The sequence below is a fragment of the Pseudonocardia yuanmonensis genome (assembly GCF_039542425.1).
Taxonomy (GTDB): Bacteria; Actinomycetota; Actinomycetes; order Mycobacteriales; family Pseudonocardiaceae; genus Pseudonocardia; species Pseudonocardia yuanmonensis.
This window is the reverse complement of the sequence record NZ_BAABIC010000007.1, coordinates 167,034-183,621: the sequence shown is the minus strand read 5'-3', so window position 1 is coordinate 183,621 and position 16,588 is coordinate 167,034. Positions and strand designations below refer to the sequence as shown.

General features: G+C 74.8%; 16 protein-coding genes. 10 read left to right on the top strand and 6 right to left on the bottom strand.

The features are described 5' to 3' along the window. The first annotated feature begins 122 nt into the window (after nt 1-122). The 5 genes from ABD990_RS12760 (at nt 123) to ABD990_RS12740 (ending at nt 3,859) form a co-directional block, all read left to right on the top strand. A complete protein-coding gene (locus ABD990_RS12760; RefSeq protein ID WP_345380648.1) occupies nt 123-830 on the top strand; it encodes a DUF6474 family protein in 708 nt (235 codons plus the stop codon). Between the two features lie 45 nt (nt 831-875). Further along, nucleotides 876-1,445 carry a hypothetical protein gene (locus ABD990_RS12755; RefSeq protein ID WP_345380647.1) on the top strand — a complete coding sequence of 190 codons (570 nt, stop codon included), beginning with the start codon at nt 876-878 and terminating at the stop codon, nt 1,443-1,445. Nucleotides 1,446-1,519: 74 nt separating this feature from the next. Then, a complete protein-coding gene (locus tag ABD990_RS12750; RefSeq protein WP_345380646.1) occupies nt 1,520-2,290 on the top strand; it encodes a YcnI family copper-binding membrane protein in 771 nt (256 codons plus the stop codon). Continuing rightward, nucleotides 2,287-2,844, top strand: coding sequence for a copper resistance CopC family protein (locus ABD990_RS12745; protein WP_345380645.1), 558 nt, complete (start codon nt 2,287-2,289; stop codon nt 2,842-2,844). The genes ABD990_RS12750 and ABD990_RS12745 overlap by 4 nt, the downstream gene beginning before the upstream one ends. Nucleotides 2,845-2,890: 46 nt before the next feature. Further along, complete coding sequence (locus tag ABD990_RS12740; protein WP_345380644.1) at nt 2,891-3,859, top strand: copper resistance D family protein; 969 nt, start codon at nt 2,891-2,893, stop codon at nt 3,857-3,859. A gap of 445 nt (nt 3,860-4,304) precedes the next feature. Here ABD990_RS12740 and ABD990_RS12735 read toward each other — a convergent pair whose 3' ends face one another. The 3 genes from ABD990_RS12735 to ABD990_RS12725 all read right to left on the bottom strand — a co-directional run bounded on the left by ABD990_RS12735 (nt 4,305) and on the right by ABD990_RS12725 (nt 7,525). After that, a complete protein-coding gene (locus ABD990_RS12735) occupies nt 4,305-5,363 on the bottom strand; it encodes a pentapeptide repeat-containing protein (RefSeq protein WP_345380643.1) in 1,059 nt (352 codons plus the stop codon). Nucleotides 5,364-5,374: 11 nt separating this feature from the next. After that, nucleotides 5,375-6,778 (bottom strand): dihydrolipoyl dehydrogenase family protein, encoded by a 1,404-nt coding sequence (locus ABD990_RS12730; RefSeq protein WP_345380642.1) that lies wholly within the window; start codon nt 6,776-6,778, stop codon nt 5,375-5,377. Between the two features lie 84 nt (nt 6,779-6,862). Continuing rightward, nucleotides 6,863-7,525, bottom strand: a complete 663-nt coding sequence (locus tag ABD990_RS12725) for an SDR family oxidoreductase (protein ID WP_345380641.1) — start codon at nt 7,523-7,525, stop codon at nt 6,863-6,865. A 348-nt stretch (nt 7,526-7,873) separates the two neighbouring features. Between ABD990_RS12725 and ABD990_RS12720 the strand changes: the two genes are divergently transcribed. The 5 genes from ABD990_RS12720 (at nt 7,874) to ABD990_RS12700 (ending at nt 12,600) form a co-directional block, all read left to right on the top strand. Then, nucleotides 7,874-8,902: an NAD(P)-dependent alcohol dehydrogenase gene (locus tag ABD990_RS12720; protein WP_345380640.1), complete on the top strand. Its 1,029-nt coding sequence runs from the start codon at nt 7,874-7,876 to the stop codon at nt 8,900-8,902. A gap of 48 nt (nt 8,903-8,950) precedes the next feature. Then, nucleotides 8,951-10,015: an amidohydrolase family protein gene (locus tag ABD990_RS12715; RefSeq protein WP_345380639.1), complete on the top strand. Its 1,065-nt coding sequence runs from the start codon at nt 8,951-8,953 to the stop codon at nt 10,013-10,015. Next, on the top strand, nt 10,012-10,704 hold the full coding sequence (locus ABD990_RS12710; RefSeq protein ID WP_345380638.1) for an iron-sulfur cluster assembly protein: 693 nt from the start codon (nt 10,012-10,014) through the stop codon (nt 10,702-10,704). The genes ABD990_RS12715 and ABD990_RS12710 overlap by 4 nt, the downstream gene beginning before the upstream one ends. A gap of 118 nt (nt 10,705-10,822) precedes the next feature. Next, complete coding sequence (locus ABD990_RS12705) at nt 10,823-11,671, top strand: MaoC family dehydratase (RefSeq protein WP_345380636.1); 849 nt, start codon at nt 10,823-10,825, stop codon at nt 11,669-11,671. Further along, a complete protein-coding gene (locus tag ABD990_RS12700; RefSeq protein ID WP_345380635.1) occupies nt 11,671-12,600 on the top strand; it encodes an SDR family NAD(P)-dependent oxidoreductase in 930 nt (309 codons plus the stop codon). The genes ABD990_RS12705 and ABD990_RS12700 overlap by 1 nt, the downstream gene beginning before the upstream one ends. Before the next feature lie 128 nt (nt 12,601-12,728). Here ABD990_RS12700 and ABD990_RS12695 read toward each other — a convergent pair whose 3' ends face one another. The 3 genes from ABD990_RS12695 to ABD990_RS12685 all read right to left on the bottom strand — a co-directional run bounded on the left by ABD990_RS12695 (nt 12,729) and on the right by ABD990_RS12685 (nt 16,438). Further along, the gene (locus ABD990_RS12695; protein WP_345380634.1) at nt 12,729-14,237 is read right to left on the bottom strand and encodes an MFS transporter; all 1,509 of its coding nucleotides are present in this window, start codon (nt 14,235-14,237) and stop codon (nt 12,729-12,731) included. Between the two features lie 478 nt (nt 14,238-14,715). After that, nucleotides 14,716-15,429: a class I SAM-dependent methyltransferase gene (locus ABD990_RS12690; protein ID WP_345380633.1), complete on the bottom strand. Its 714-nt coding sequence runs from the start codon at nt 15,427-15,429 to the stop codon at nt 14,716-14,718. 667 nt (nt 15,430-16,096) lie between these two features. Next, complete coding sequence (locus tag ABD990_RS12685; RefSeq protein ID WP_345380632.1) at nt 16,097-16,438, bottom strand: TfoX/Sxy family protein; 342 nt, start codon at nt 16,436-16,438, stop codon at nt 16,097-16,099. Nucleotides 16,439-16,588: the final 150 nt, after the last annotated feature.

Genomic DNA, 16,588 nt, shown 5'->3' with positions numbered 1-16,588 from the left:
CCGTCACACACCCGAGGGTAGAGACCGGCACCGACAACTCCGCGCCTGCCACCGCGCGCCACGCCCTCTAGGCTGCCGCTGATCACCGGGATCGGGTACGCGACGCGGGAGGCACGGGACACATGGCACTGCGACGAGGTGGGTCGCCTGCCGCCGCGAGCGCCGGGAGGAAGGCCGCTCGGGTCGAGCGGAAGGCCGCCAAGGCGGCCGAGAGGGCCGAGCGGAAGGCGCGCAGGATCGCCGAGCAGGCCGGCGACTCCGTGAGCCGGGCCGCCGGCACCGCGCTCGCCGCCGTCGAGGCCGTCGCCGCGGACAAGCCGGGGCGCCGGGCGGCCAAGAGGGCCCGCAAGGAGGCCGGGAAGGCCCAGAAGGCGCTGGCCAAGGAGGCCGGCACCGCCGCGCCCAAGGACCTGACGCCCGCGAACACCAAGCGGCTGATCGCCGTCGGGAAGGCCGTGGCGCCGCTGCTGGCGCCCTACGCGATCGCGGCCGGCGCGGTGGCCCGGGACCGCTGGGACGCGCACCGCGCCCGGCAGCTCGGCGTCCCCGCGGACCAGCTCGGCCGCTACACCGGCCGCGGCGGCGCCCTGCACGCCCGCATCTCCCGCGCCGGCGAGGCGCTCACCGAGCTGGAGAGCTCGCCGGACGCGACCCCGGCCGCCACCTCCTTCGTCCGGGAGATGCGGCCCCGGCTCGCCGACCTGGCCGTGGCCGTCCGGGCGGCCGAGCAGATGCCCTCGGCCCGCCGCCGCACCGCGTTCCGCGCCGTCTCCGGCGAGCTCGACCGCGTCGAGGACCAGCTGCTCGACCTCCTCGGCATCCGCCCCTGACCCGATCCTCGGCGCCCGGGCCGCGCTCGGCTACGGTCTGTGCCCATGCAGTCCCGGACCGGCCCGTTCGGGGCCGGCCCGCCGACCGGACCGGCTCACGCGCGGGCACTGCGCGGCGCCGTGCTGGCCTCGCTCAGCACCCTGCTGACCGCCCTCGGCCACCTGGCGGGTGGCGGCACGCTGCCGGACCTGGGCCTGCTCGTCGTCCTCCTGCCGCTGCTCGCGCTGGTGGTGACCTCGACCGCGGACCGGACCCGCGGGCCCGTCGGCACCCTCCTGGTGCTCGGCGGCGGCCAGTTCGTGCTGCACGAGCTGCTCGAGTTCCTCGGGCACGACCACGGCGGCCCCACCTCCGGCACCCAGATGCTGGTGATGCACGCCGTCGCCACGGTGCTGTCCGGGCTCCTGCTGCGGGACGCCGACCGGCTCCTGTCGGCCCTGGCCCGCGCGCTGCGCCGGGTCCTGCCGCGCCGGTCCGCACCCCTTCCCGCCGACGCCCCGCTGCGCACGCTGGCCGTGCCCGCGGCCGGGACCGTCGGGCACGTCCGCCGCGCCGCCGTCGGCGCCGTCCTGCGCCGGGGTCCACCGGCAGCGGGTCCGATCACCGTCCCCTGATCGAACCCGCCGGTCCGCACCCGCGACCGGTCCGCATCCCGCGCGCCGACGCCGGCGCGCCGAGAGGACAACCCGTGCTCACCCGCACACGCCGTACCGCGCTGCGCGCGACGGCCGTCACCGCCGCCGCCGGCGGTCTCCTCCTCGCCGGGACCGTCCCGGCGTCCGCGCACGTCACCGCCCAGCCGAGCACCGCCGAGCAGGGCGGCTACGCCGTGATCTCGATGCGCGTGCCCAACGAGTCCGACACCGCGGGCACCACCGAGCTCGAGGTCACCTTCCCGACCGACCACCCGGTGACCTCCGCCCGCACCACCCCGCAGCCGGGGTGGACCGCCGAGGTCACCAAGGGGAACCTGCCCGCGCCCGTCGAGGTCAACGGGCGGCAGGTCACCCAGGCCGTCACCAAGGTCACCTGGACCGCGCAGCCCGGCACCCGGATCGGCCCCGGTCAGTTCGTGGACTTCCCGTTGTCGCTCGGCCCGCTGCCGACCGGCACCGACCAGCTGGTCCTGCCCGCCACCCAGACCTACGACGACGGCCGCGTCGTCGCCTGGGACGAGCCCACCACCCCGGGCGGGCCGGAGCCGGAGCACCCGGCCCCGACCGTCACGCTGACCGCCGCCACCGGCGACGCGCACGGCGGCCACGACGGTGCCGCGGCCGCCGGCACCGACGAGACGGCTGCGTCGACCACCGACACCACCGCCCGCTGGCTCGGCGGCGTCGGGCTGCTGCTCGGCGCACTCGGCCTCGGTCTGGGCGGCGGGGCGCTGCTGCGCAGCCGCCGGCCGGCCCCGACGCCCTCCCCGCGGAGCGAGGAGAAGGTGGGGAGCGACACATGACACGCCTGGTCCGCCTCGCCGTCGCCGGCCTGCTCGCCGGGCTCGCGCTGCTGCTCGGCGCCACCCCGGCGCTCGCGCACGCCGAGTTCGAGGGCAGCGACCCGGCCGACGGCGCCACCCTCGACACCGGACCGCAGAAGGTCACGCTGACCTTCAGCGACACCATGCAGCAGGGCTTCAACACGGTCACCGTGATCGGCCCGGACGGCAAGGACTACGTCTCCGGCGAGGTCCTCGCCCAGGGCGACTCGGTCAGCGCGACGGTCGGGCCGCTCGGCCCGGCCGGCCGCTACGAGATCGGCTACCGCGTGCTCTCCGACGACGGCCATCCCGTCTCGGGCAAGGTCGGGTTCACCCTGACCACTGCCGGGACGGGCACCGGCAGCTCGGCCGCGCCGGCCCCGTCGGCCGACGTTGCGCCCAGCGCCGCCCCGGCCGCGCAGGCCGCGCCCGCCGAGGAGTCCGGCGGGATGCCGGTCTGGCCGTGGATCGTGGGTGCCGTGGTGCTGGTGGGTGCCGGTGTGGCCGTGGCGATGCGGCTGGGCCGGTCGTGAGCGGTCCGGTCACGGCCGCGCCCGGCACCGGGCAGGAGCAGGTCTGATGGGGGCGCCGACCGCGAGCCGGGGCTCGTCCGCCGAGCGGGTGGCCCCGCTCGTGTGGGCCGCGCTCGCGGTCGGCGCCGCCCTCCTGGCCGGGGTCCTGGCGCAGGCCGCCGGGATCACCCTCGCCGCCACCGCCCTCCGGGGGCTGACGGACGCGGCCGCGGTCGCCTGCGTCGGGCTCGGCCTGGTCACCGTGCTGGTCCCGACCTCGGCGCGGGACGCCCGCGGCGCCACGGTGATCCGACGCGGCGACCGCGCGACCGTCGTCGTGGCGGGCGCGTGGCTCGTCGCGGTGCTGGTCTCGATCGCGGTGCGCACCGCGGAGGCGGTCGGCCGCCCGCTCGGGGCGATCACCGGCGTGGACGTCGGTGCCTTCGTCACCCGGGTCGCCGCCGGCCGCGGGATCGTCCTGACGGCGCTGTGCGCGGCCGCCGTCCTCGGCTGCGCGATCGCCCGGCTCCGCAACCCGGACTCGGTGCCCGGGCGGGTCGTGCTGGTCGCGGCCCTGCTCGGCGCGCTGACGCCGGCCGTCACCGGGCACACCGGCTCGTCACCCGAGCACTCGCTCGCGGTGGTCACGGTGGCGTTCCACGTCGGCGCCGCCGCACTGTGGGTCGGCGGGCTCGGCGTGCTCCTCCTGCTCGTGGCCCCGCACCGGGCGCTGCTCGACCGCGGCCTGCCCCGCTTCTCCCGGATCGCCACCGTCTGCCTGGCGGCGACCGCGCTCACGGGGGTGGCCAACGCGGTGCTCCGGCTGCCGGCCCTGGGCGACCTGGTCACCGGCGGCTACGGAGCGCTGATCCTCACCAAGACCGGGCTGATCGTGGTCCTCGCCCTGCTCGGGGGCGTGGCCCGTCGACGGCTGCAACGCGGCACGCTTCCCGTGCTGCGATGGGCGGGCGTGGAGGTCACGGTCATGGCGGTGACCATCGGGGTCGCCGCGGCGCTCAGCCAGACCGCTCCCTGATCTGATCCTGGCTCTCCGGCGCGCGACCTCCCTGCCGGTGGTCGCCGGCAGCGGAGCGAGATCTGCGCTCACCGCGGAACCGCTCCGCGACAGGTGACCAGTGATCCTGCCCCACTTCGGCGGCACCGAGTCATCGCCGGCGACTGCTCGGGTGCCGACGTCGACGGGCGCCGAGCGTCACAGGAGAGCCGCCGTCACTGCGATCACGTACCGCCCGGAACGATCACCGTCTCGTGCCGGTTCCCCGGAGCCGGCGACGCGGCGAGCCCGCCCCGAGCCCCCTCGCCGGCCCGCTCCACGCCCTTCGCAGGGCGGGTTGCGGTGCCTCGACCGCGTTGAGGCGGCTCCTGCACCACATCTCATCTGCGTGCCGCGATCGCCGGGAGTGGAAGAAGTCCGCGCTCACCGCGATTCCGCTCCTCGAGTCTGAGCACGAGAGAGGTGCTCAGCGCCGCCGGGGTCGGCTGCGCCCCGTGCGCGGGTGGGACGAGGTGCGGGCGGGGGTGGAACTGCGGGGTGCGGTGGTCCAGTGGGCCGGACGCTCGAACCCTGAGGGGAGGCGGGTGGTGCCGTCGCCGCGGGCCGCGGTGAGCTGCGGCGGCACGAGGAAGAGCACGCCCCGCAGGTCCGCGCCCTCCAATCGGGCGCCGCGGAGATCGGCCCCGGTGACGTCGGCGCCGCGCAGATCGGCGCCGCGGAGGTCGGCACCGAGCAGCAGGGCGCCGCGCAGGCTCGCCCGCCGCAGGTCCGCACCGCGCAGCCGCGCCCCGATGAGGTCGGCGCCGCGGCGGTCCGGCCCGTCCCCGCGCACCGCCCCGCTGGCCGCGACGAGCAGCGGGTTGACCACGCGGCGATGGGCCTCGACGTCGAGCGTCGCCAGCTGAGCGGGGTCCAGCGCCGCCAGGTCCTCGGTCCGCGCGATCGCCGCGTCCAGGTCGTCGGCCAGGCCGGCCCCGGCACCGTCACCGCCAGACACAACACCATCGGCCACACCCCCGCGGACCGCAGCTCCGCCGACCACACCCCCGCCGAGGCCAGCTCCCTCGGCCGCAGCTCCGTCGACCACACCCCCGCCGAGCGCAGCTCCGTCGGCCGCAGCTCCGTCGGCCGCAGCTCCGCCGACCACACCCCCGCCAACCGCAGCTCCGTCGGCCACCCCGCCACCAACCAACCCCCGCGCCTCCACCAGGTACCGCAGCAGCTCGTGCAGCGTCCTGAGCTGCGGGAAGGCGGCGAACACCGCGTCCTCGCCGCCGTCCCGCCAGTCCGCCCGCGCCGACAACGCCTGTCCCGCCCCGAAGCAGTCGAACACCGTGCACCCGACCATGCCCCGCGGCCGCAGCTCGGCGTGCACGCCGCAGCGCGCGTCCGGCCGGAGATGACGGCAGGGCGTGCCGGCGGGCTTGGCGAAGGCGAAGTCGGCGGAGCGCGCGAAGGCCGGCGCCACACAGCACAGGCCGGTGCAGCGGCTGCAGTCGGCGCGCAGGTCGATCAGGTCGAGCACGTCCTCGAAGGCTACGCCTGCAGTTCCGAGCGGTAGGTCTCGAGCAGCCGGAGCCACACCTCGCTGATCGTCGGGAAGGACGGAACGGCGTGCCACAGCCGCCCGAGCGGCACCTCGCCGGCGATCGCGACGGTGGCCGAGTGCAGCAGCTCGGAGACGTCCTGGCCCACGAACGTCGCCCCCACCAGCACCTCCCGCGCGGTGTCGACCACGAGCACCGCGGCGCCGTCGTAGCCGTCGGCGTGCAGCGACGACCCGGCCACGGCGATGTCGAGGTCCACCGTGCGCACGTCGACGCCGGCCTCGCGCGCCTCCTCGGCCGTCCACCCGACGTGCACGACCTCGGGATCGGTGAACACGACCTGGGGCACGGCGTGGTGGTCGGCCGTCATCGCGTGCTCGCCCCAGGCCCCGGTGTCGACCGGGGCGCCGGCGGCCCGCGCGGCGATCGTGGCACCGGCGATCCGGGCCTGGTACTTGCCCATGTGCGTGAGCGGGCTGCGCCCGGTCACGTCGCCGGTCGCGTACAGCCACCCGCCGTCGACGCCCTGGACCAGCCCTGAGTCGTCGATCGCGAACGGCTTTCCGGGCTCCAGCCCGACGCTCTCGGCCCCGACGTCCGCGGTGCGGGGCCGCCGGCCCGTGGCCAGCAGCAGCTCGTCGACCTCGATCGTCTCGCCGCCGACGGTGAGCGCGATCGCGTCACCCGCCTTGGACACGGCGTCGAGCCCCTGGCCGAGCCGCAGGTCGATCCCGTCGGCGCGCAGCGCCTCCGCCACCTTCTCCCCCGCGACGGCCTCGGCGGAGGTGAGCAGCCGCTTCCCCCGAACGAGCATCGTGACCTGCGAGCCCAGCCGCGCGTAGGCCTGCGCCATCTCGCAGGCGACCACGCCGCCGCCCAGCACCCCGAGCCGGCGGGGGGCCTCGTCGGCGGCGGTCGCCTCACGGGAGCCCCAGGTCCGGACGGTGTCGACGCCGTCGATCGGCGGGGTGACGGGCGCACTCCCGGTCGCGACGACGACGGCGTGCCGGGCGCGGTACACGTCGTCGCCCACGACGACCGTCTTCTCCCCGGCGAGCCGGCCGTGCCCGCGGACCAGCGTGATCCCGGCCGAGCCGACCCACTCGGCCTGGCCCGAGTCGTCGCCGCGCGAGGTGAAGGAGTCGCGGCGGGCGAACACGGCCTTGGGGTCGAAGTCCGCGGTCACGCCCGGCAGCCGGCGGGCGGCGGCGACCGCGCTCGGCGTGCGCAGCAGCGCCTTGGAGGGGATGCACGCCCAGTACGAGCACTCCCCGCCGACCTTCTCGGCCTCGACCAGCGCCACCGACAGGCCACCGCGGTGGGCGTAGTCGGCGGCGTTCTCCCCGACCGGGCCCGCCCCGATCACGACGACGTCGAACTCGTGCTCGCTCACCCGCACTCCTCCCCTGGCGTCACCCCGGGCGACCCCGCGGCGCAGCCGATCATTCCCCCTGCCTCCGGCTGTGGTCCGCCCCGGTCAGGGCCGGACCGCGGCCACCGCCTCGAGGATGTCGTCGTCGCCACCCATGAGCTCGAGCGTCAACCCTGCCGTGTCGGGCGCCTCGAGGAGCGCGGCCAGCACCGCGGCGGTGTCGTCGCGGGTGATCGCGGTGCGCTCGAGCGGACCCGCCGACAACCGGACGCGGCCGATGCCGGGGTCGTCCGTGAGCGGGCCCGGGCGGACGATCGTGAGGTCCAGGTCGGGCCGGTCGCGCAGGGCGTCCTCGGCCGCCTTCTTGGCCCGGATGTACGCCACCCAGACCTCGCCGCGCTCCGGGTCCGGCTCCTGGTCCACCCCGGTCGAGGAGATCAGCAGGTAGCGGCGGACGCCCGCCTCCACGGCGGCGTCGGCGAGCAGCTCGGCGGCGGCCCGGTCGACGGTGTCCTTGCGCTCGGCGGTGCTGCCCGGGCCCGCACCGGCGGCGAAGACCACCGCGTCGGCCCCCTTGAGGTGCGGCGCCAGGTCATCCGGCGCGGCCTGCTCGAGGTCGACCACGGCCACGGCGGCCCCGGTCGCCTCCACGTCCGCGCGGTGGTCGGGGTTGCGCACCACGCCCACCACCTCGTCGCCCCGGTTCGCCAGCAGCGTGGCGAGCCGGAGCGCGATCTTGCCGTGTCCTCCCGCGATGACGGTCCGCATGGGGCCGACGCTAGCGGCGCCCACGGCAAGCCGCCGCTCGGCGACCGCACGTGTTCCACGTGGAACACGGGGGGTGAGGACGGGCTCCGCTCCCCGCCCGAAGGGCAGGCCGTCGCAGGATGAGACACCGGGCCGGACGGCATCGGCGGCAGCTGCGCCGACGTCGTCGTCCCAGGTCAGCGGACCGAAGCACGCTCGTTCACGATCGTCTCACCGGACCGCGCACTCGGCGATCGTGCCCGATTCGCCCTTTTTCTCGCATGTCGGAATAACGCGCCTTGTGACACCGCACACCGTGATCGACGGTGATCGGGACCACAGCGGCAGCGACTCCGAGGAGGTACGGGCGTGAAAGCCGTCCGGGTGCACGAGTACCACTCCGATCCGAAGATCGACGACATCCCGGAGCCCGAGCTCCAGGGCCCGCTCGACGTGATCGTCAAGATCGGCGGGGCCGGCGTCTGCCGTACGGACCTGCACATCGTCAACGGTGACTGGGCCGAGGCGATGAACCCCGATCTGCCGTACGTGATCGGGCACGAGAACGCGGGATGGGTGCACGCGGTCGGCGACGGCGTCACGAACGTGCAGGTCGGGGACACGGTGATCCTGCACCCGCAGCCCAGTTGCGGCCTCTGCCTCGCCTGTCGGGCGGGCAAGGACATGCAGTGCGAGAACGCGTTCTTCCCCGGCCTGTCGAACAACGACGGCGGTATGGCGGAGTACCTGCGCACCACGGCCCGGGCCTGCGTGAAGCTGGACCCGAACACCAACCCGGCCGACGTCGCCGCCCTGGCCGACGCCGGCATCACGGCCTACCACGCCGTCCGCAAGGCCGTTCCGGCCCTCCACCCTGGCACCACCGCCGTCGTGCAGGGCGCGGGCGGGCTGGGGCACATCGGCATCCAGACCCTCGCCGCCATCACCGGCACCCGGATCGTGGTCGTCGACCGCAACCCGGACGCGCTGGCCCTGGCCAAGCAGATCGGCGCCGACGAGACCGTCGAGGCCAACGGCACGCACGTCGACGCCGTCCTCGACCTGACGAACGGCAAGGGCGGAGACGTCGTCTTCGACTTCGTGGCCGAGCAGGGCGCCGAGAACGACGCCTGGAAGATGACCGCCCCGGCCGGCTACATGTACGTGATCGGCTACGGCGGCCAGTTCACCGCCCCGACGCTCGACTTCGTCGCGGGCGAGAAGAACGTCATCGGCAACATCGTGGGCACCTACAACGACCTCGCCGAGCTCATGGTCCTCGCGCAGGCCGGCAAGGTCACCCTGCACACCAAGCAGTACCCGCTGGACGCGGCGCTCGACGCCCTGCACGACCTCGACGCCGGCCGGGTCCGTGGGCGGGCGATCCTCGTCCCCTGATCGACACCCCCTCTGAACAGCACCGACGCTGACGGAAGGAACCACCACATGTACGAGAAAGACGGAGAGAAGTATTTCGTCGTCGACTCCCACAGCCACTTCTGGGACGCGTCCAAGGAGAACTGGGTCGAGGGCAAGGAGCAGTTCGCCAAGGGCTGGATCGACTGCTTCTACGGCTACCACCAGCTCGGCCCGCCCGAGACCCACTGGGACTGGGAGAAGTACCTCAAGGTCACGCCCGAGGACTACGAGCGGGACGTGTTCATCGAGGGCCACGTCGACGTCGCGATCTTCCAGTCGACGTACCTCAAGGAGTGGTACCGCGAGGGCTTCAACACCGTCGAGCAGAACGCGCAGCTGCTCGAGCGGTGGGGCGACAAGCTCATCGTCAACGGCCGGTTCGACCCGCGCGAGGGCGACGCGGGCCTGCACCAGCTGGAGGAGGACGCCAAGAAGTACAACCTCAAGGGCGTCAAGCTCTACACCGCGGAGTGGAACGGCGACTCCCGCGGCTACAAGCTGACCGACCCCGAGGCGTACCACTTCCTGCAGGCCGCGCAGGAGCTCGGCATCAAGAACATCCACGTCCACAAGGGCCCGACCATCTGGCCGCTGGACAAGGACGCCTTCGACGTCTCGGACGTCGACCACGCCGCGACGGACTTCCAGGGGCTCAACTTCATCGTCGAGCACGTGGGCCTGCCGCGCATCGAGGACTTCTGCTTCATGGCGGTGCAGGAGCCCAACGTCTACGCCGGCCTCTCGGTCGTCATCGGCGGCCTCATGCACGCCCGCCCGAAGTTCTTCGCCAAGGTCATGGGCGAGCTGCTGTTCTGGGTCGGCGAGGACAAGATGACCTTCGGCTCGGACTACATGATCTGGACCCCGAAGTGGCAGGTCGAGGGCTTCGTCGACTGGCAGATGCCGGACGACGACCAGTTCGCCGACTACCCGCGGCTCACCACGGCGTCGAAGAAGAAGATCCTCGGGCTCAACGCCGCGAAGCTCTACGACATCCCGGTGCCGCAGGAGCTGCAGCTGCCGACCACGGCCGACGAGACCATGCAGCCGGGCGAGGAGCTCGTCGAGGACAAGGCGGGTGCCCAGGCATGACCGATCTGCCCGCCGAGGTCTGGCGGGCGCTGGGGACGGTGCTCGACCCGGAGCTGGACGAGCCCATCACGGACCTCGACTTCGTCGAGTCGTGCACCGTCTCGCCTGAGGGAGCGGTCTCCGTCGGGCTGCGCCTGCCGACCTTCTTCTGCGCGCCCAACTTCTCCTTCCTGATGGTCGCCGACGCCTACGACGCGGTCTCCGCGGTCCCGGGCGTCACGCACGCGGTGGTCAGGCTGGCCGACCACCACGCGTCGGAGGAGATCAACGGCGGGGTGGCCGCGCACGCCGGGTTCGTCGCCTCGTTCGAGGGTGAGGCGACGGCGGAGCTCGACGAGCTGCGGCACATCTTCCTGTCGAAGGCGGCGCTCGCCGGCCAGGACCGCCTCGCGCGGCCGCTGGTCGACGAGGGGGTGGGGCCGGACGAGCTGGCCGAGCTCACCCTGGCCGACGTCCCCGACTCCATGGAGCTGCGCCGGCTCCGGGACCGGCGGATGGCGATCGGCCTGCCCTACGAGGACGACGCACCGCTGCTCATCCACCCCGACGGCAGCCGGGTCACGGCCGCTCAGGTGCCGCTGCACCTGCGGCGGGCGCGGCTGCAGCGGGTGGGGATCGAGACCAACGGCGAGTACTGCAAGTCCCTGCTCAAGGTCCGCTACTCGGAGGAGGCGAAGGCCAGGGCATGACGTGGTGACGACGGCCGGGGTCCCGCGGGGGTGGTGGGCCCCGGTCCCGTCGTTCTCGGGGGTGGTCGCGGGCGGATCATCGGGCTAACTTTGATGCAGCTGGATCAAAGGAGATCTGATGCCCCTCGCGCCCGACCTGCTCGGCACCCGCGGCGAGCCCGCGGAGTTCGCCTGGACCCGCGACGACGTGCTGCTCTACGCGCTCGCCGTCGGCGCGGGACAGGAGGACCCGCTCGCCGAGCTCGCCCTCACCACGGACAACACCGAGGGCCTCACCACCCTCGCGCTGCCGACCTACGCCGCGATCGTCACCCGGGTCGGCGCGGTGCCGCTCGGCGACATCGACCACACGAAGCTCGTGCACGCCGAGCAGGCCGTGCGGCTGCACGCCCCGCTGCCGGTGGAGGGCCGCGCGCAGGTGACGGCGCAGGTCACCGGCGTGTACGACAAGGGCAGCGGGGCGCTGGTGGAGACCACCTGCGAGGCCGTCGACGCCGCGACCGGCGCGCCGCTGGCCACGACGGTCGGCTCGGCGTTCATCCGCGGGGAGGGCGGGTTCGGCGGGCCGCGCGGCGGTGCCCCGGCCCCGCCGCCCCCGGACGGGCCGCCGGACCACGTGGTCCCGCTCGTCACCGCGCCGAACCAGGCCCTGCTGTACCGGCTGACCGGCGACCGCAACCCGCTGCACACGGATCCGGCCTTCGCGGCCCGCGGCGGGTTCGACCGGCCGATCCTCCACGGCATGTGCACGTACGGGTTCACCGCCCGCGCGCTGCTGCACACCGTCTGCGGCGGCGACCCCGCCCGGTTCGGCTCCGTCGAGGGCCGCTTCACCGCGCCCGTCTACCCCGGGGACCGGCTGACGGTGTCGATCTGGCGGGACGAGACGGGCGGGGCGGTCTTCCGGACGACCCGGGACGGCGACGGGGCCGTGGTCCTGGACCGCGGCCGGCTGCGGGTGGCGTGATGGGCGTGCTCGAGGGACGGGTCGCGATCGTCACGGGCGGCGCGAACGGGATCGGGGCCGCGATCTGCCGGCGCTTCGCCGCGGAGGGTGCGGCGCTCGTCGTCAACGACCTGGGTGGCGGCACGGACGGCAGTGGCGCCGACGCGGGCCGGGCCGAGGCGATCGCGGCGGAGATCCGGGCCGCCGGCGGGCGGGCCGTGGCCGACGGCGGGGACGTGTCCGACACCGCCACGGGCGAGCGCCTGGTGGAGACTGCCGTGCGCGAGTTCGGCGGGCTGGACGTGCTGGTCAACGCGGCCGGCATCCTCCGCGACCGGATGATCTTCAACATGTCCGACGAGGAGTGGGACGACGTGATCCGCGTGCACCTGCGCGGACACTTCTCCACCTCCCGGGCGGCGGCCGCGCACTTCCGGGCCCAGCGCCGGCCCGACGGTCACTTCCGGATCGTGAACTTCACCTCGCACTCCGGGCTCGAGGGCTCCCCGGGGCAGGCCAACTACGCCGCCGCGAAGATGGGGATCGTCGGGCTCACGTACTCGCTGGCCCAGGGGCTGTCCCGGTACGGCGTGACGGCCAACGCGATCGCGCCGGCCGCCGCGACCCGGCTCGTCGCCACCGTGGCGGAGAAGGACCGTGCGGTCGCGGAGCGCCCGGGCGACGACGACCCGGTCCGGTCCCCGGACAACATCGCCGAGCTCGCGCTCTACCTGGCGAGCGAGCGGTCGGACTGGCTGACCGGGCGGGTGCTGGGCTCGGTGGGCTTCGACGTGAGCCTCTACGAGAACCCGACGGTCGTGGCGGAGGCGCACTCGGACGGGCCCTGGAACTTCGACGACCTGGCCGCCGCGCTCGAGAAGGACGTCCGCGCGGTCGCGGACGGCCTGCCGCGCAGCTTGTTCGCGGACCAGATCGCCCGGCGGTCCTGACCTAGTGGACCATGATGCGCTCTCGATCGCGAGAACTGCGCCTCATGGCCCGGGCCCGATTCTCCGCAGTGTGGTGCCATAACGCGTCCGGGGAGCCCAATTCTGCGCAGTGTGGTTCCGTCGTGCGTTCAGGGTGTGGTCGACGCCGGAGCGGGTTGCGGGGCCGGGACGGTGATCGGCGTTGCGGTGCGGGGGCGGAGCAGGAACGCCGCGACCACGGCGCCGAGGAAGGCGAGCACCGCCGAGACCTCCAGGGCCAGCCGGACCCCGCTCGTCTGGGCGACCGCATAGGCGGCCTGCACGGCGTCGGCCGAGGTCAGAGCGGCGGCGCCGCGCAGGTCGCCGGCGGCGAGCAGGTCGGCGGCGACCGGCAGTTCGCTGCGGGCCGAGGTCAGCGCGCCGGCGTGGATGATCGCGCCGAGCACGGCGATGCCCAGCGCGTTGCCGAGCTGGCGGGCGGTGTTGGCCGCGCCCGCGGCGACCCCGCTGCGCTCCGGCGCCACCCCGACCACCGCGGCGGCGCCGAGCGCGGGGTTGGCCAGACCCATGCCGAGCCCGGCGAGCACGAACCCGGGCAGCAGGAGCGGGAAGGTCCACGACGTCTGCACGAAGGCGAGCGCGGCGAGACCGGCCCCGGAGAGGGCGAGACCGGCGGTGAGCCGCGTGCGCAACGAGAACCGTGCCCCGATCCGCGCGCCGAAGAGGGCGACGACGGTGGACAGCAGCGTCGCCGGGAGGTACCACAGCCCCGCCTCCAGCGCCGAGAGCCCGAAGACCACCTGCAGGTACGGGCCGAGCAGCACCAGCATCGACAGGATCGACAGCGCCATCGCCATGCCCGCGACCAGCCCGCCGGCGTAGGTCGGCAGGCGCAGCAGGCCGACGTCGATCATCGGGACCGGGCGCCGGCGCTGCTGCAGCACGAAGACCGGCAGCAGGACCACCGCGAGCCCGAAGGCGACCCACACGCGCGGGGCCGAGGCGTCGGCGCCGACCCAGCTCACGCCGAGGATCAGGCCACCGAGCCCGACGGTGAGCAGCACGGTCCCGAGCAGGTCGAACCGGCCGCGGGCCGCCCCGCGGGACGTGGGCAGGGCGAACACACCGAGCAGCGCGGCCGCCGCCGACACCGCGGCGAGCACGGCGAGGGCGGGACGCCACCGGCCGAACTCCAGCGCCAGACCCGCACCGAGCGGGCCCGTCGACAGTCCGGCACCGATCGCCGCCCCCCACAGCGCGACCGCGCCCGCGCGTCGCCGCGGCTCGACGGCCGCGGCGATCAGGCTGAGCGACGACGCCATCAGCGCCGCCCCGGCTCCGCCCTGCGCGATCCGGGCGGCGACGAGCAGGGGCACGGTCGTCGCGAGGGCGCAGCCGGCGGAGAAGACCGCGAACCCGACCATCGCGCCGATCCACACCCTGGCTGCGCCGAACCGGTCGGCGAGCGAGCCGCCGGTGAGCAGGAACGCGCCGAGACCCAGCGCGTAGCCGCTGACCAGCAGGTTCAGCTCCGCGATCCCGACACCCAGGTCCGCCCCGATCGCGGGCAGCGCCACGATCGGCAGCGGGAAGCTCGCGAACACCACGAACGGGGCGAGCGCCGCGGCGCCGATCGTGACGGCCTGGGTTTTGGACACGAACTCAGGCTACGGAGGTGGTGATGGAGACGTCAACCGCCTTCCCCGGGCCGATCCGGCGGTCCGAGATCAGCTGGGGCGGCGCCCGTCGCCCACGCCTTCGTGAGCGGCGGTGGCGTGCAGCGACGGTCGGAAGCGGACCGCTGGTGCACGGATACTGCGCTCAGCTCGTGCGCTCGGCCGTCGTGATCGGCGGTGGTGTGTGAAGGTGGTCGAGAGCGGAGGCGCTGAGGCCAGGGGCGCAGCAATTGCGCTGGGGTTCGGCTCTCGTGGTCGGCAGCGGCGTGCGAGCACGGCTGCCGCAGAGGCCTCACCGCGCGGAGTCGCTGTCGCCGCGGGCGCACTGCGCCTCGCCGGCCCGCCCGGCTGCAGCGCACCGGCGTGCAGCCCGCTCTGCGCCCGGGTCCGGCAGGATCGCCCCGGACAGCCGCGCGTTGCCGGACTCCGGCGCCCGGAGCCGGAACGCCGACGGCGCGGGTCAGGCGGGGCGGGCGTCGAGGACCCGGAAGAGGTTCCAGAGCCGGTAGCCCTCGCCGTGGCGGTGCGGGGCGAAGGTGCCGAGGACGGCCCGGCGGACCGCGGCGGGACCGGCGGCGTTGACCGCGTAGCGGCCGATGTCGGAGCTGAGCAGCGGCCCGACCAGGGCGTCCTCGTCGGCGTAGTCGAAGGGGCAGCGCACCTCGTCGAGGGCGACGACCTCGAGACCGGCGGTCGTGGCGATCTTGCGGAAGCGGTCCGGGTCGGTCAGCGGGGGCGGGCCGGCCGGGGTGCGACGCGTTCCGCGGGGTGGCAGGAACGGGGCGAGGGCCTCGCCGAAGAGCCGGACGTCCGACTCCTCCTCGCGGCCCCAGACCGTCGCGCGGACCAGCGTGCCCACCCGCGCCGCCTCCTTGAGGACCTTGAGCGGGTTGGTGACGTGCGCGAGCACCTGCACGAGCGCGACGAGGTCGAAGGAGCCGTCGAGCTGGTGTGCGTCGCCGACCTCGAACTCCGCCTCCGGCACCTCGCGCCGAGCCGCCGCGACGGCGGAGCGGTCCGCGTCGATGCCGGTGACCTTCAGCCCCCGCGCGCTCGCGAAGGCGGCGAACACGCCCGGCCCGCACCCGACGTCGAGCACCGAGGCCCCCTCCGGGACACCGGCCAGCACCCGCTCGTACAGCGGCTCGCCCCAGCCGGTGGCCCCCTCGCTCACCCGCCCGAGCCTAGTCGGACGTGGCCCCGCTCACGGCTTCGCGGGCACACCTGGCGTGGCCGCCCGCCACACCCGGATCGACCGCGACACGCCCCGTCGACGGCGTGTGGGCGGCCGGGCCGGGTGTGCGACGCGGGAGCGGAGCCGGGTTGCCGGCGCCCCGGTCCTGATCACGGGTCGGGAGGGCGCTCTAGGCATGGCCTGTCCAGCCGGCACAGTTGACCGCCCGGCACCGACGGCTCTCGTCCCGATCACGGTCGACCGGATCGAGCTGACGCCGGTTCGCACACCCGCGGGAGCGCGACACACCCGGTCAACAGGGTGTGCGACGGAGCATTCGGATGCGTCGGGGGCCACTGGTGGTGTGCCGCGCCCGAGCGGATGTGCCGCGCGGCACGAGCCGATGCGCCGGCCCGCCCGAGCGGATGTGCCGCGCGGCACGAGCCGATGCGCCGGCCCGCCCGAGCGGATGTGCGCACTGCACGAGGGGTGTGTCGGGCGGCCACCGGGGGTGTGCCCGCCCCCCGGCCGGTCCGGGCGCCTGTGCCGCGCTGGCCCCGAGCGGATGTGCTGCGCCGGAGCAGGTGTGCCGGGCAGTGCCGCAGCGCGATCAGCACCAGCGTCGTCGGGGCGTGACCGGATAGCGGTGGTGCTCGTCCGTGCGTGGCTACTTCGGCGGGAGGGTCTTCACGAACCCCACGCCCTCGGCGACCCAGCCGGCGAGGTCCGCGTCGGGCAGGTCGTCGACCTCCGGGTGGCCGAAGACCCGCAGCCAGCCGTCCATCTCCCGGCCCTGCATCACCATCCGCTCGACACCGGGGCGGGCGAGGAGCGCGGGCGTGCGGGCAGGGTCGACCCGGACCATCAGCCCGCCCCGCCCGCTCGCGGCCACCGCCATGTGCCCGCCGAGCAGGAAGGCGAGCCCGCCGAACATCCGCTTCTCGGTCAGCCCCGGCTCGTCCGCCAGCAGGTCGCGGACACGCGCGGCGAGGGCTTCGTCGTAGGCCACGCGCGCACGGTAGCGGCGCCCCCCGACAAGACCCGCCGACGAGCGCGTCGAGACCCGGAGAACCTGCCGACCGACGCGCCGAAAACCGACGAGAACCCGCAGGAACCGACGGAACCGACGGAACCGCCGAGCGACGCGCCGGACCCCGAC